Origin of the sequence: Bartonella jaculi (genome assembly GCF_039543045.1) — a bacterium.
Taxonomy (GTDB): domain Bacteria; phylum Pseudomonadota; class Alphaproteobacteria; order Rhizobiales; family Rhizobiaceae; genus Bartonella; species Bartonella jaculi.
Window position 1 is genome coordinate 1,546 of the sequence record NZ_BAABIZ010000025.1, and the last position, 16,446, is coordinate 17,991.

The 16,446-nt window shown below is 38.8% G+C and carries 6 protein-coding genes, 1 tRNA gene and 2 pseudogenes; 3 read left to right on the plus strand and 6 right to left on the minus strand.

Going from position 1 to position 16,446, the window contains the following annotated elements; all coding sequences use genetic code 11:
• Positions 1–2,000, minus strand: a pseudogene (locus tag ABD915_RS07515) (autotransporter outer membrane beta-barrel domain-containing protein); the annotation flags it as partial.
• 796 nt (positions 2,001–2,796) lie between these two features.
• Between ABD915_RS07515 and ABD915_RS07520 the strand changes: the two are divergent.
• Positions 2,797–3,930: a metallophosphoesterase gene (locus ABD915_RS07520; protein WP_345117050.1), complete on the plus strand. Its 1,134-nt coding sequence runs from the start codon at positions 2,797–2,799 to the stop codon at positions 3,928–3,930.
• A 733-nt stretch (positions 3,931–4,663) separates the two neighbouring features.
• Here ABD915_RS07520 and ABD915_RS07525 read toward each other — a convergent pair.
• From ABD915_RS07525 to ABD915_RS07545, 5 genes are all read right to left on the minus strand, one after another.
• Positions 4,664–4,737, minus strand: a tRNA-Gln gene (locus tag ABD915_RS07525).
• A gap of 90 nt (positions 4,738–4,827) precedes the next feature.
• On the minus strand, positions 4,828–5,586 hold the full coding sequence (locus ABD915_RS07530) for an iron ABC transporter ATP-binding protein (RefSeq protein ID WP_345117051.1): 759 nt from the start codon (positions 5,584–5,586) through the stop codon (positions 4,828–4,830).
• Positions 5,583–6,533 (minus strand): iron chelate uptake ABC transporter family permease subunit, encoded by a 951-nt coding sequence (locus ABD915_RS07535; protein WP_345117052.1) that lies wholly within the window; start codon positions 6,531–6,533, stop codon positions 5,583–5,585. Before ABD915_RS07535 ends, ABD915_RS07530 begins: the two co-directional genes overlap by 4 nt.
• On the minus strand, positions 6,526–7,482 hold the full coding sequence (locus tag ABD915_RS07540; protein WP_345117054.1) for an ABC transporter permease: 957 nt from the start codon (positions 7,480–7,482) through the stop codon (positions 6,526–6,528). Before ABD915_RS07540 ends, ABD915_RS07535 begins: the two co-directional genes overlap by 8 nt.
• 106 nt (positions 7,483–7,588) lie before the next feature.
• Entirely contained in the window at positions 7,589–8,506 is a 918-nt protein-coding gene (locus tag ABD915_RS07545; protein ID WP_345117056.1) for a siderophore ABC transporter substrate-binding protein, read from the minus strand.
• A 194-nt stretch (positions 8,507–8,700) separates the two neighbouring features.
• Between ABD915_RS07545 and ABD915_RS07550 the strand changes: the two genes are divergently transcribed.
• Positions 8,701–14,826 (plus strand): autotransporter outer membrane beta-barrel domain-containing protein, encoded by a 6,126-nt coding sequence (locus ABD915_RS07550; RefSeq protein WP_345117058.1) that lies wholly within the window; start codon positions 8,701–8,703, stop codon positions 14,824–14,826.
• A gap of 681 nt (positions 14,827–15,507) precedes the next feature.
• Positions 15,508–16,446, plus strand: a pseudogene (locus ABD915_RS07555) (autotransporter outer membrane beta-barrel domain-containing protein); the annotation flags it as partial.

The following is a 16,446-nucleotide window of genomic DNA, read 5'->3' on the forward strand; positions in this document are numbered from 1 at the left end:
GCAGATAATGCTGTATCTTCCGCCTCAAATGATCCACCAGAGACTGTTACTGTAGAGTGGTCATCTGCAACTATGGCATTTTGTGCTTGAGTGACGGTTACATCTTTTAAAGCGACTGTACTTTTTTTGTCTGCAACTATTCCTACATTCAGTGGTGAACCGTCTTTATCACTACTCGATATCGTCACACTTTCCAGTTTGTTTTTGTCGCTGTTACTGTTGAAGAAGCCAGCACCCATTTGAGAAGCTTTAATGGTTCCCCCACTCATTTTGATTACGCCACCGTCATTTGCAAACAGCCCGATTACACTGTCACTAATTGCTGTCTTTTTTCCAATCAATTCAATTACGCTGCCTGTTCCAACAGAAAATGCACCAAATCCATCCCCCTTTGTTTTTAAAACAACATCTGTACCAGTAATATGGCCACCGTCGTTAGCAGATAATGCTGTATCTTCCGCCTCAAATGATCCACCAGAGACTGTTACTGTAGAGTGGTCATCTGCAACTATGGCATTTTGTGCTTGAGTGACGGTTACATCTTTTAAAGCGACTGTACTTTTTTTGTCTGCAACTATTCCTACATTCAGTGGTGAACCGTCTTTATCACTACTCGATATCGTCACACTTTCCAGTTTGTTTTTGTCGCTGTTACTGTTTTCGAAGGCAGCACCAAATTGGGAAGCTTTAATGGTTCCTTTCGTCATGCTGATTGCGCCATTGCCATGTGCAAAGAGTCCAACGTTGTCAGATGATGTAATTTGCGCACCATCGGTTAAAATAACGCTGCCGCCGTTTTCAGCACCTATTGTTGCACCGTTTGTCTCAAATGATCCTCCAAAAATTGTTATTGTGGAATCATTATCTGCGATTATGGCATTATGTGCTTGAGTGACGGTTACATCTTTTAAAGCGACTGTACTTTTTTTGTCTGCAACTATTCCTATGTCTATTGGCGCGTCTTTTTTACCACTCGATATCGTCACACCTTCTAGCCTGTTTTCAGTGCTGCTACTGTTTAAGAATTCAGCACCAACTATAGAAGTTGTAATGGTTCCTCCTGTCATCTTGATTGCGCCACCATCATTTGCTGTAAGCCCAATTCCACTACTATTAATTGTTGTCTTTCCAAGCAACTCAACTACACTATTCGTGCCATTGGAAAATACACCAGATGACTTATCGTTACCCATTGCTTTTAGGATAACATCTGTGACCTTAATGCGACTACCTTTTCCAGCAGCTAATGCACTAGCTTGTCCCGCGACCGTCCCTCCCGTCATTGTGATGGTAGATTCTGGACCTTCTGCGAAGAGCCCAAAATTACTAGATGATGTAATGTTTGCGCCATCGGTTAAAGTGATGGCACCGCCATTTTGAGCCAATATTGTTGCACTGTTTGTATTAAATGATCCTCCAGAAATTGTTATTGTGGAATCATTATGTGCGATTATAGCACTATTTGCTTGCTTGACGATTACATCTTTTAAAGCGACGGTACTTTTGTATGCTACTATTGCATTAATTAGCGGTGTATCGTCTTTACCACTCGATATTGTCACATCTTCTAGTCTGCTTTCACTGCTGTTGTAGAAAATAGCGCCAGCTGTAGAAACCGTAATGGTTCCCCCTGTCATTTGAAGTGTAGCACCGTCTTTTGCTACAACACCTAAGTGAATTTCAGAATCAATGCCTTGAATGGTTGTGTTCTCCAGTAACTCAATTGCACTGTTAGCGCCTTCAGCTGTTACAGCAAAAAAGCTTTTGTCTATATCTTGGTTTGGGGGTACGCTTTGGCTTGTATTTTTATTTCCGGTCACTGTTAAATTCGTGCCAGTGATTTTTCCACCTTTTGCATGAATAATCTCATAGGTTTCACCGGATTTCGAGACGGTCTTTCCCTCAGGAACTTCGAGGTTTTCAGCATGTGCAGTGAACTGGATGTTGAATAGGATGATAGCAACTGTAGCTGTGCATGATAAAAGGGATGTTTTATACATCAGTACTCTCCTTATGAAAGCCCCCAAATATTCATTTCCCCGCGAACTTCATAAGAAGAAGTGAAAATGGATAGTTGTTATTAAATTCAGTAATTGTCTTTGTTATGTATTGTATTTTCAGCTTTTTGTCAAACTTAAAATAATTTTTATTAATTGTGAGCATATTTATATTCAATACATAATGTGTTTATAATTTTATGTAATTTATTTTATATTATATAATTAATTTTAATTATGAAGTAATATTTTAATATTTTGAATCTATTATAATTTAAACACATTTTGTATTGTTTATCATATAAAATTTATTAAAGTAATAATATTTCTTACAGTTTTAGGTCTTATAAAAGTTAAGTGTGATGGTAATACTCAAATACTGTTGCCAGCATTTTGATTATTTCTCTCTTATTTGTCATAAGATTCTAATGTGTTTGATCTTGATATCCAAAGGCGTTGGCTGCTCGAGTATACAGCACAGGTTTGTTTCTCCTGTTTGGGATATTTTATAGTATAGGGACATTTGCTTGGTTTCTCATAAGGGGGTGATATATTGATGGCCTTTGAAAGGGGCATAGATCAAGCTCATAAAGCTTAACCAATGCGGTATTTCAAGTTGAAGGCTTGAAACCAACAGTGCTTCGATATCATCAAAGTGCACCTTCATTGAAGAATAATTGCTTTCATTATTTTGAATTCTTGACACATTCTTGACAAGAAAATCAAAAAGATTGTCTTTGAAAGAGGGGGATTTATTATAACGCAATAAAATACATAATAGTTTTTTGGTGATGGGTTTATGAGATATAAAGTTAAATATACGGCAATTACCATGATTGCTTTTGCTCTCTCTGGTTGTTTTTATCTTAATTCTGAAAAGAAAAAAATGGACGAGAGGCTCTATCATGATGCATCCATGGATTGGTCTCTGAAAAAAAACTCTCTGGTAAAAAACTATACTGCTATCATCATGGCTGATCCGCAACCGTGGCGCTTGAACTCTGGTGATGCTAATGGTTCGTCAAATAGGGAGCCATGGTTAAAGATAAATGAGCAGGTTGCTGATGTTATAAAAGTACACAAAGCTGCCTTCCATATTGTCAATGGTGATCTGACGGAATTTGGGCAACAAAAAAACTATGATGATTATAAAAGTGTGTATAAAAACCTTGAGTCTCCTGTCTATGAGGGGTTAGGTAATCACGATTATGCCAATAATGCTGGAAATTGTACAAATCCTGAAGCATTCAATTTTTATAAAGATGCCTGTGCTCTAAGTGCAGTTTCACGAATGGTATCGGAAATCAAAAAATATCGTAATCAATTATCTCATTTCAATGCAGATGTTACGGAAAGCTTAATCCCTGTTTCGCGCGGGAGTATTCAGGTAATCAAGGGGAGTTTAAGTTATTCTTGGGACTATGGGGATGTTCATTATGTGCAGCTTCACAATTATCCGAGCTATACGGTTCGTTTGGTAGAACAGTCTATGGAGGTGCAAATCAATAAATCTCTGGATTGGTTAAAAAAAGATTTAGCTGCTGCTGATGCAAGAGGTAAAGTGACAATCATCAACTTCCACGATGCTCGTGCTGCTTCCATTGATGGTGAATCCTTTTTTATTCGTAAAAAGAATGCTAAAGATTTGTCAATATTTAAGTCAATTATTACTTCTCATAATGTCAAAGCAATATTTGTGGGGCACACGCATTCCCAATCCTATTGCCGTGCAAAAAATGATAAGGTCTTTGGGGATATTCCTGTCTATACAGCTGGTGCACTTTTCAATGGAGATTATTACCTTATAGATGTGAAGGGAAAGACCATTCATGTTAAAGCCTATAATGGAATAATAGGAAAACCCCTTTTAATTAAAGATCTCGGGGTTATGGGGAAAAATACGCAATTTTCTGCAAGTTGCAGTCGCTTATAGTGGCGCTTTCTCTTTTTACCTTTGGAATATAGAGAGGAAGGTGGTTTTGTTTGCTTAGGTTTATCGTTTTTCCCTTTATTCGGTGTACTGTAAATACTGCTTTTAAAGCTGGAGAAAAAGTTACGTGAGAAATATTGAAAGCCTTGCCAATACAAAAGTTTGAGAGAGTACAAAAGTTTGAGAAAATAAATGAGTGACTCATGCAGAAACTACGGTTTTGCAAAGGGGAATCCTTTTGGGTTAGGTCAAGAACAATATAACATCATCCCAGATTTAGATATTTGAGAGACAGAAAGTCGCTAGGAATAAAGCAGTCAAAAATCCGTGAAAGAGTTCGGGGGGAGAGTAGCCCAATTGTAGTTTGACAGTAGGTCTTGTACTCAGTGGGAAGAGGTGGGATTATGTAGGAATACGTGGTCATTCGTTGTTTTTATGACTGTTTTTACCATTAAACGCGCTTTATATCAAAATGGATTTTTACACCTAAAATTGCAAAAAAGAGTGAAAATCAGAAAAAAGAGCGATGCAATGGTAAAAATGAGAGAAGGCTTTGAAAGGTCTTTAAAAGTCCTTTGAAGGTTTTTAAAAAGTCTATGAAAGCTCAGAAAACCAGCTTTGAAGCCTCTTTGAGAACCCCTTAAAAACTCTTTGAAAAAAAAATAAATTGGTACAAAACCTAGTGGCAAAATATACAAAACCTGCCGACAAGCTACAGCTACAACAAGCTACAATGTGGCTGGGGAACCTGGATTCGAACCAAGATTGACGGAGTCAGAGTCCGCTGTTCTACCATTAAACTATTCCCCAATATGGGAGCGCTGTCACTTTTAGCAGATTTTGCAGGCCACGCAAGCTCAAAAAAAAGAAACTTAGTGATTATTAATTCATAAGAGGAACTCATTGATAATAAAGGGCGATTGGTACGCCATGAATTGTTTGGACCTGAATGTCTATATCATAAATATCTTTAAGAATTTGGGGTTGCATAATTTCTTTTGGGGTTCCACAATAAGCTGCTTTACCATTCTTGAGTGCAATAATCATATCCGAATAGGATGATGCGAAATTAATATCATGCATGACGATGAGAATGGTTTTTTTGAGCTCATCAGCTGTGCGACGTAATTGCTTCATCATGGAAACGGAGTGTTTCATATCAAGATTGTTCAATGGCTCATCTAACAGAAGGTAATCGGTATCTTGACAGATGACCATCGCGATAAAAGCCCGCTGACGCTGTCCGCCAGAAAGCTCATCCAAAAAGCAATCTTTTAGGTCTTGTAAGCCGAGATATCGGAGTGCGCTATCAATAAATTGTTTATCTTCGTTGTTATACCAGCCTTTGGAATAAGGATAGCGTCCAAAACTGACTAAATCGTATACGGTTAAGCGAAAGGATAAAGGATTGTCTTGACGCAGAATTGAAAGTTTTTGCGCCAAAATATCATGGGGTATTTTATAAATATCAAGGTTGTCGACGTTAATTGTACCTTTATGATATGGTAAAAGACGTCTTATCAGCATCAAAAGAGTTGATTTTCCGGAACCATTGGGGCCAATGAGAGAAATAATTCCTCCTTTGGGAAGCTGAAGGGATAAATTATCAATAATCAATCTAGCTCCATAAGATTTGGAAAGATGATTGATTTCAATCATTTTAATTTTCCCTTCATCAGTAAAATTAAGAAGGTAGTTCCACCACAAAATTCAATAATGAAACTCAAGCGTCCTGCCATATTGAAAATTTGCTCTAAAATGAATTGTCCACCGACCAAACAAATAATAGCCAATAATATCGCAATTGGAACAATAATACTGTGTTTTGCTTGTGGGGAAAGTTCATAAGAAAGGTTGGCAACTAATAGTCCAAAAAAAGTAACAGGTCCTACAAGTGCTGTGGAAATGGATACGAGAATAGAAACAAAAATAAGAATAGCGGTAGTGCTTTTATGATAATCAATTCCAAGATTGAGAGCGTTCTCGCGTCCGAGAGCAAGAATATCAAGCAAGTGACGTGAACGCCAACCAATCAAACTCACAAGGAAGACAATGATTGTGGCAAAGCTTATTAATGACGTATTGAATTTATTAAAATTTGCAAACATGATGTCCGTTAAATTCATCATTTGATCTGGATTCAATTGCAATTGCATGAACATACGTAAGTTGAAAAAAAAGCCACCTAAAATAACGCCAATCAAGAGGGTTAAATGAAGCCCTTTGAGGCTCCCTGAAAATAGCCAGCGAAAAAGGCTTATTGAAAAGATAATGAGAATGAAAGCCTCAAGAATCAGCTGTCCTTCTTCATTAAAAAAAGGCAAAGAAAGAGAGCCGAGAAAATAAATCGTGATGGTTTTTATTAAAATATAAAGTTGATCAAACCCCATAATAGAAGGCGTAAGAAGACGATTATTAACGACTGTTTGAAATAAAACGGTAGAAACGCTTATTGTGTAGGCAATGAGAAGCAGAGAGATAAGTTTCGTTAAACGGAATTTCCACGTATAAATATTGATATTCCATGTCATATAAAGACTGATGATAACGCATGCACTTATGATAAGCGTTGTCAGTAGAAGCGTTTTTGCTTTCTTTTTATCCAAGATGCTTTCTCCAGCGTAAAAGCAGTATAATAAAAATAAAGCTCCCAATAATTCCCATCATGGTGCTGATGGGAATCTCAAGAGAAGGATGAATTATTCGTCCTAATATGTCACAAATTAATACCAGCACTGCACCATTCATTGCTACCCAAGGAGCAGTATGGCGCATATTGTCGCCCATGAAATTTGAAACGATATTTGGAATAATCAGTCCAACGAAAGGAACACGGCCAACTGTAGAGACGACAACGGCGGTGATTGATGCAACAATAAAAAGACCAAAGAGCATGACAGTGCGATAATTGAGCCCAAGGTTGTTGGTTAAATCTTCTCCCAGACTGGCTACTGTAAAACGATCGGCGGTAAAATAGGCAAGAATACACAGGGGAAGAGAGAGCCATAACAGTTCGTATTTTCCTTCAAGAATCATTGCAAAACTGCCAAATAAATAAGCTTGAAGAGAAGGAAGAAGCATTTCATGATCAGCAACAGCATTAGTTAAGGAGCCAATGACATAGCCCAGCATAATTCCTGTGAGTGGTACGATAAGGACAGATTTTAGAGGAATCTGGCGTAATAAAAACATAAAAAGAAGCGCGCCCGTCATGGCAAAAATTGTAGTGACGAGCATTTTCCCTAAAACAGGTATATTGGGCAGGAAAATCATGACAAAAAGAATGCCAAGAGAAGCAGATTCAACGGTTCCAGCAGTTGATGGTTCTACAAAACGATTGCGTGCAAGCAATTGCATAATCATGCCTGAGAGTGCGAGCGCCGCACCTACTAAAAGTGCTGCAATTGTACGAGGAAGACGTGTTTGCCAGAAAATAAACCATGCATGCGAATCACCTGATAACAGGTTGAAAGGTGTTACATCAGAATAACCAACAAAAATGCTTAGGATAGACAGTAGGAGAAGAATTATTATGGCTATCCAATAATTTTTCACGTTACGATATTTCCAATAAAGAAGAGCAGAGGTTTTTCACAAACAACTTCTGCTCCTAAAGCTTTATTTTATGATTTACTTTATGACAAGTAAATTCTTTGTGTGTTTACTTGCTTTTTGTAAAGGCTTGATTGAGTTGCTGAGCTGTTTCGTTAAGCCCGGTTAGACCCCCACTTGCTCTATACCAGCTCCAAGAATCCAGATAAATAATTTGGTTTTGTTTTCCAGCTGTCGTGCGTTTAACAAGATCATTGTTCAGCAGTTGTGCTGCAGATTGTCCTTCTCGCCCGATTGCTGCATCGCGATCAATAACCAATAACCAATCAGGATTGGTCTCAAGAATAAATTCAGGAGAAATAGGTTGTCCATGTTTTTGCACGGTTAGTTTATCGGTTGCAGGAGCAATTCCAAAAGCGGAATGGAAAATATCAAAACGTGACTGTGGACCCAAAGCGCTTATCTTGCCACCAGAAGTCATAAGTATAAGCCCTGTGCCTTTCCCTTGCGTGTTTTTGCGGACTTCTGCTAAATTTTTGTTAAGTTCCGCAATTTCTTGCTCAGCTTCCTTTTCTTTACCAAAAATTTTTCCAAGGATAGACACATTTCGTTTAATATCTTCAAGGGTGTTTTGATTTCCTACTGTGAGATCAATAGTTGGAGCGATTTTGGATAAATCTTTATATTTAGCCTGAGTCCGCGAGGAGATAATAATGAGATCGGGTTGAAGAGTGGCAATTTTTTCATAATTAGGTTCAAAAAGGGTGCCAATTTTTTCATATTTTGCATCATCAAATTGTTGCAAATAGGAGGGTTTTATTCCTTCAGGAACACCAGCAACCGCTTCGATTCCAAGGCGTTTCATATTATCAAGTGATGCAAGGTCAAATACAACGACCTTTTGAGGAGAGGTGGGAACACTCGTGGTACCTGACGCATGGTTAATACTTACATTTGCCCATGAAGATGTTGCAAAGCTGGTAGCAACAATAAAGACAAAAGTTATCCATTTAAAATATTTGATCATTATTTCATCCTTTTATTAATTACAAAGAGTTCATTCATTTTAAAATTTAATTTAGATACTTTGATATGCACAAAATGATTTTTTTGTAAAAAACATTATGTTGTAAAGCTGTCTAACATGTGTTAAGAGCGAACTGCTTATTATTTTCACTCAATTCTAGTGCTTTTACAAATTATATTTAGGAAGTTTGACACATGATCAATGTATTTAGAAAACGTACGCGTTGGTGCGCGCTTACAACGAGCGCTTTCGTCTTTTTGCAGAGTGTGGATGTCTCTATGGGGGCTAGCTGGCTAGGAGTAATCGGAAGTTATTTGGGTATTGGCTCCGGCAGTTCTGCACCTAAAGAACCAGGGAGAGTTGCAGAAGTGCTTCCTAAAGCAGAAGCTCAGCAACAAAGTAAAGTAGAAAACTCTAAAGAAGAAAAAGCTGGCACAGGCGGCAAAAAAGACGTTGAAAATGGCGGCGCAGGAGGCGAAGTTTCTGGAAGCGGTAATGAACAGAATGTAGGGGAGAAGAATGGAGAGAAAGCTAAGGCAGAGGGTGGTTCTGAACAGGTTTCTAATCAGCAAGGTGTTAAAAGGGGAGATGGTGGACAGAATGATGGTGGTCAGAATGATGCACAGGGTGTTGTACAAAGTGGCGCACAGAGTGCTAATTCACAAAATAAGAGTGGATGTAAGGCTCAGGCTTATGATGTACAGCGTGGATCCATTGTCTGTAAGAATGGTGAAGGACTCAAAATAAAGCGAGGTGGTATTCATGTAAAGAAATTTGGCGATAACGCTGTGCATGTAAAAGGAGGTATTAATGATAATGAAAAAAAGTCTGTTCTTAATGAGGACAGTTCTGAAAAAGAGGACAATTCTGGAATAAAAATTATTGAAATGGACAGAGTCTATATCACTACTGCAGGGCCTTCTTCTGATTTTAGTGTTGATGAGCGGGGGAGTGAGCGAAGTAAGGAAGATAATGAAGAGGTAGGTTTGGGGAGTGCTGTGTTTGCAGAAGGGAATGCAGGAATTGTTTTGGATGGATCAACTATTAAGGGATTTTTGGCTGGGCTTGAGGCAAGCGAGGGTGGACAGATTTTGATGAAGAATGGGAGCATCAAAAAATCTTATATAGGTGCTACAGCTTATGAGGGGGCTATTGTTTTGCAGAATGTGAATATTGATGTGGAAAGGCTTTCTGATAGAATCGATGATTTGCTAGCAGTCGGTCTGCAAAGTGCTGAAGGTGGCATAGTAGCGATGCAATCTGGATCAATTGCCTTTCCAGTTGGAGGAGTGGTGGTTCGGTCGATGGCTGATGGACTTGTTTCTCTGAAGGATGTTAAAATTACTGAGAAAAAAGACAAAGAAAGTCCTGGGGGAGCTCAGAGTGTTTTATTCCAAATAGAAGGGGGTATTGTCTCCGCTGATCAAGTAGATTTTGAAGGTTCTGGTATCTCTGTAGTATGGATCCTTAATGAACCCACCGTTGATAATGGCGGTTTTGTTGATGCCCGTAATTCTAGTTTGGGTGGAGTCATTGGGAGCTTTGATGAAAAGGTCAAAGCCGCTTTATCTAATGGCTCTATGAAGGTTAGTGCTGATATCACATCTTCAAAGATTAAAGTAATGGGGAAAAAGGCTTATGGTGTACAGTTTAGTTACATGCCTGAAGAGGAAGTTTCTGCGTTAAAGGATGCGGAATCTCTTACGTCAGAGGATGAGAGAGTTTCTGCGTTAGGTAATGTAGTTAGGACACCTGCAGTTCTTTTGGAAAAGACTTCTCTTCAGATTCCAGAGGGTGTGGCCGTTTATGGTGATGGTTTGAGTGGTTCCGTCATTTTAAAGAACGAATCAAATCTTTCCGGTAATTTATTGTTGCAAGCTGAAGAAGGTTTCAATTTATCTCTTTTTGTTGATAAATCTACAATTAAAGGTGGTGCTTTTGTTGATGAAACTTCTAAGGCTAGCCTTTTTTTCTCTCGAGGGTCAGAGTGGTATGTAACAAAAAGTCAAAAGGAAGGTTCGGAAAGGAAGAATTGTATAGATTCATGTGTGTCATCTATACGTCTTGCAGATAGTACTATTCGTTTTGTGTTTCCAGAAAATGCAAATGGCGCTTATCAAACACTTCGTGTCGGAAAAGGAAATGACACGGTTTACACTGCTGTTGGTCAATCTGAAATTCACTTCAATGCGCGTTTGGGTATTAGCAATTCGAGTGACGGGCAGAGTAATGCGCAGATTTCTGATAGGCTTTTAATCCATGGTAATGTTTCGGGAAAAACTACGATATATGTGAACGGTGTTTCAGAAAATACAGATAAAAAAACAGATAAAGAAGATGAAAAATCCAACAATTCTTATAGTGTTTCAATTATTCAGGTTTTTGGAAATGCGGAGAAGGATTCTTTTATCTTGAACGGTGGTTATGTTACACTGGACGGTTTGCCTTATCAGTACGTTCTTCGTGCTTATGGTCCGATGATCCCTCCGAAAATGAGATATTTTGATAATAAATTGGTTGGAAAAAATACAAATGTTTGGGATTTTCGTTTGGAAAACAAAAATTTTGTACCTCTTATTGAGGCATATGATGCAGCCGATGATAAAACTGATCTTTCTCAAGGTACTTCTAGTAATTCTCAGAGTATTTTAGTTGCTTCTAGTGAAGGGACAACTGATACTGATATTGCCACGACAACTGATCCTAATGGTGGTGAAGTAGATACTGCAAATATTGCCGAGACGGCTGGTCCTAATGTTGGTAAAATAGGTGCTGTAGATACTGTATCCGTTATATCTCATGTCTCTGGCTCTTCTGAAGATTCTGCACCTGTTATTCCTCCTCGAAGTGATTCACTTACAAGATCTGAAACGTTTGAAGATTCATATGATTATGATGAAGATGATGCTTATGATGAAGATGATGATTATGGTGATGAAGATGATGAAGATGCGATATCTGTTCCTTCAAGCACTGAACCTTCTACTGAATTGAGTGGTTCTGCATCTGCTGATTCTGAGATACCTGAAGGATTTGAGATAGTGGAAGATCTGTTTTATACCGAACCTGTTAAGAATTCAGTATCTAAAGAGCCTGCACCTATAAGTTCAGCTGCTGATCATAGGAGATCTGAGGAACTGGAGGAATCAGAGACTTCTTCATCTGAAAATTCTATGCCTGCAGAATCTACCCAATCTAGTTCAGTTGTGGGATCTGAAGAATCTGAAGAAGCAACCTATGTTCTTTCATCGTCTAGTGCACTTGGTAGGTCTGATGACGCTGTAGAGGTTATTTCTCTATCCCCTGGATCTTCTACTGCTGCTCCACGTGGGGATTCTGCGTCTGTGGTATCCGCTACACTTGGGAGATCTGAAACTATAACGCCTACTTCTTTACCTGTTTCTGTATCTAGGGGGAATGTACCTGTACAGCGTATTTTATCTGCTGCTTCAGGGGAAACAGGGGCATCTACTGCTGTTCCTGTTGTGCCCATTAAGAATGCTGATAAAAAAACTGTTTCTTCTCAGTGTAATGATACGAAGCAAAATGGTGCGGGAGAATTGCAAATTGCTTATTTGTGCAATGATGGTCAATCACATACGATGCACAATCTTATACTGAAACCAAGTGATGAAAATCAGCATTCTATGCATGCGAAGAAACAAAATACCGTTATTAATCTAGAAAGTGCTACCATTAGTGGTGCAGATTCTTATGACAGTAAAAATAATGTTGATGTTACTAAATTACAGGCTGTGAGTGCGGTGCTTGCAGATGATGGTGCAGAAGTTGTTTTGAACAAAAAATCAACAGTACAATCTTCTTTGATTGGGCTTGAGGCACAAAGAGGTGGCAAGGTCCAAATGAACGACGGATCGGTCAATGCTCATTATGTAGGGGCTTTGGCGGGTTCTGGATCGTCTGTTAATTTAAGTAATACAACAATTAATGTGGCGGGTAATTTGGCAACAGCTGGTCTGGCTAGTAATGGTGGTGAGATAACCATGGAATCTGGGACGATTACTCTTACAGACGGAGTGGCTGTGAGGTCAGAAGTGGGGGGAAGTGTTAAATTAAGCAAAGTGAGCATTACTGCAAAGAAAACACAAGAGCAGTCTGGTGCTACAGAGAGGTTTGGGCGTGCAGCTTTTCTATTGAGTGATAATGGTTCTGTTGATTTTGCTGAGGGAAATGTTGTTACTGATGCCAGTGCTTTCTGGGTTAGGGGGAATGGTGATGCTGTTAAGACCGATTCTTCTAGGAGAAAAAGATCTTCTGATGCTCGTTCCTCTATCAATCGCGCTAATATCGAATCTTCTACTGTTCGAGTGGAGGGTGGTACAGCCTACGGTATATATTTTGATGGCACGGCACAAAGATCAGCAAATAAGCAGAAGCAGGTTGTAAATAGGAATCCTGTTAGACAAACAAGGAGTGTTAAGGAAAGTGCGGTACTCTCATCAGAGAAAGCACCTACGGGCGTAACCGGGGTGGTTTCCTTGAAAAAAACTGATTTTGAGGTCCTAAAGAATATAGCTATTTATGGTAATAATTCTGGTGGTCGTGTTTCCTTAGAAAACAAAGCAACCCTTTCTGGTGATTTGCTATTGATGGCTGAGAATAATTCTAATATATCGCTTTCGGTTGATAATTCTATTATTGTAGGTGGTGCACGCGTTGAGAAAGGTTCTTATGCTCAATTAGATTTGACCAATGGATCAGAGTGGATTCTAAAGAGAAGTGTGCATAAGAGTTGGGGAACACCCGGTTCAGAGTGCATAGATTCATGTGTTTCTTCTGTAAATCTTGTAAATAGCCGTATAGAATTTTCGCCTTCGGAAACTGAAGAGTCGAGATATCAGACACTTCGCATCGGAGAAGGAGCAGGTACTGTCTACAGTGCTTCTGGTGACGCTTCAATTTATCTCAATGCACGTTTGAATCCTAACGATCCAGAGAATAAACAAGTAACCGATAGGCTCTTGATTCTTGGTGATGTTTCTGGAAAAACTGTGCTGCATGTGCAGGGTGTTTCGGGAAGTGCAGGAGAAAACAACGGAAGTGATAAAATAGCACATAGTGTTTCTGTTATTCAGGTCTATGGAAAAGCAGAAAGAGATTCTTTCCAACTAAATGGTCATTATGTTGCACTGGGTAACTCACCTTACAAATACACTCTTCGTTCTTATAGTCCAGAAATGACTTCGTCAGAAGAACATGTTCGTCAGAAATTTATGAAGGACGGTGGAGCATTTTGGAATTTCCGTCTAGAAAATCAGTATGTTAAATCTGGTGGTTTTGATGCAAGTGTTGTGCCTACGGTTGGATCAGTTTCTCATTCCGAAGGCGTTGTAAGATCTGTTGTTCCGCAAGTTCCGACTTATTTGACTTTACCAAATAGCGTATTCTATGCTGGTCTGATGGATATTAGCAATCAGAATAAACAGTTGGAGTTACTACGGACTACTTCCAATGGAATGATGGAAATTCGTGAAAATCCTGCTTTATATTTGCGTGGCTATGGTGGAAGTTATCGTTATGCTTCAGATTTGTCCGCATTTGAGTATGGTTACGGAAGTGACATGAGCTATAAAGGTGTAGAGGCAGGTGTGTTGCTACAAACAATAGAAAATGCTGATAACGCTATATCCTTTGGTGTTATGGGATCTCATGGAAAGCTTTCTCTGCAACCTGTGGATGTTGAACAGAGCCAAAAAAGTGCATTTGATAAATGGACTGCTACAGCATATGGTAGTATGCAACATCAAGCGGGCTTCTATGTTGATGGTCTTTTATCTTATGGTCTCTTCAAAGGTGATGTTGTCACTCTTGCACGGGGCAAGACAGCAACATTAAAGGGTAAACCTTTAAGCGTTTCTTTGATTGGTGGTCAGACATTTGCAACAGGATGTGAAGGCTTTGTATTTGATCCGCAGGTTCAGGTTGTTTATCAACATCTCCAGTTTAATAAGGCCCGTGATATCGATAACTTTGATATTGAGATGGGCAAACTTGATCAGTGGGTAGCACGTGTTGGTGGACGTTTGACCAAGGTTCCTACAGGATCTGAAGGAGTGAATGCTATTGCTTTCTATGGTAAGCTTCATCTTGTGCATGGTTTTGGAGGAAAACAAACTGTCCATTTCAAAGATGCTTTCCAGTTGGGTGCTTTTGGTTCTTCCCTAGAAACGGGATTAGGCTTTAATGCTAAGGTGTCTTCGCAGTTTTCTCTTCATGGTGATCTGGTTTATCAGCATAAACTTACCAAGGCTGGTTTTTCTGGTACCAGTTTTTCTGGGGGACTGCGTTATCAGTTCTAAGATAAGGTACAATATGTACCTTTATATAAAAGGCAGCACAGTGTGCTGCCTTTTTGTTTTATAACAATCTGTGTTGATATCAAAAAATCCTCGCTCTTTGATACGAGCAAAAGAAGGCATAATATTTTTTTGTATTTTACGCGTGAAAACGCCTTTCTATGTTAAAGTGAATTTCCTTAAAGTTTTTGGTGATAATGATACGATACAGTGACTGCTTCTCGGGGCTCTTTAATGACCGAGGAAGCTTAGTGTTAGTCTTGCTTTATATGGATTTGATTTATCCACTATGGTACTTGATGCCTCGTAAGTCTAGTTTTTAATTCGCCTGTTACTGATTTTAGCAATCTTTTTCACGCATATCTTTTGTCAATCTTTCAAGCCCCACAATGATAGATTGTTCTCTTTGTTGTATTGCACTTTATGGTTTTATTTTCACTTTACAAGAAATACAGAATGCATTATACACGTATAAATTGTGTTATATGATTATTTACCTATAATCGGTTGTTATCTTGGGGGGGGATTTTGCACCAAGTTTATTTGGGTAATTCATTGCACGGGTCAAATGAGCAGCAGGCGCATTCTTTTGGTTACATCTTTTTTGTTTTGATGTGCTCATCGAGACGTTTTTACGAGTGCTTTTGTTTTCAATGAGAGGGGCAGTAAAGTTTCGAGGGAACTATGATTAAAGTATTTAGAAATCATGTATGTTTATGTAGTTTTACAACGGCTATTCTTTCTTTGCTCCAAAATGGAATAAGGGGTTGTGCAAACGCAGAGGGGTATAGTAGCCCATCTTATAATATCACCGTTACTCCTATCACGCCCTCTAGTCCACCTAATATACTCTCGGTTTCTCTTCCTATGGGGGAGAATAACGGATTTGGAGGTGATTATAATAGCCTTAATAGGATTAGTGGAAGTAATATTAGTGGGTATACTGATTATAAGAGCCTTAGCGGAGTGACCAGAATTAGCAGAGCGTATGTCAAAAATGATGATCAGGGGAAGAAGCTTATTTATGATGGATTACATTATATGTGCAATAACTGCAAAACGGATACGATGAGGTATCAGTATTATGAGATTGTGAATGAGAATGCTAAAGTTTCCTCTAATACTGCTATAACAGTAAAGGGGATAGGTACTACAGTTGATGGAGAGAATATAAACGTTAGCAGTGAAGTTTCTAATAAATCTTCTACACGCGGTGTTTCGGTATCAGAGAACGGAAAGATTGTTTTGAAAAATCCAATGCTCAAGAATGTAGGTACAGCTCTTTATGCTAGCGATGGAATAATTGAGGTAGAGAAGGGAATTATTGAGGAAAGTCATAAGGCTGTTGATGCAACAAAGGATTCATTTGTTCTTTTAGAGGATACAGAAATTAAGACGCGTGATGGGAAGGCAAGCCTTTTAAGTTATGATCATTCAGAAGTTTTGATGGTAGGTGGATCAATCAGCTTCATGAACAGTCATGGGGTTTCTTCGACGTTAGCTGGGAAGGTAAATCTCGATGGTGTTAAGATTACTGGAAAAGGTAGCAAAGGCAAGGATCACGCGGTTTTACATACAGATTTAGGTGGTCCTATTAATTTAGATGGTGCTATTGTTCATGCT

What these genes read in the sequence shown, in the direction of transcription:
- ABD915_RS07530 (WP_345117051.1), bottom strand. Translation starts at nt 5,586, where the DNA reads ATGATTGAAATCAATCATCTTTCCAAATCTTATGGAGCTAGATTGATT.
- ABD915_RS07550 (WP_345117058.1), top strand. Translation starts at nt 8,701, where the DNA reads ATGATCAATGTATTTAGAAAACGTACGCGTTGGTGCGCGCTTACAACG.
- ABD915_RS07545 (WP_345117056.1), bottom strand. Translation starts at nt 8,506, where the DNA reads ATGATCAAATATTTTAAATGGATAACTTTTGTCTTTATTGTTGCTACC.
- ABD915_RS07520 (WP_345117050.1), top strand. Translation starts at nt 2,797, where the DNA reads ATGAGATATAAAGTTAAATATACGGCAATTACCATGATTGCTTTTGCT.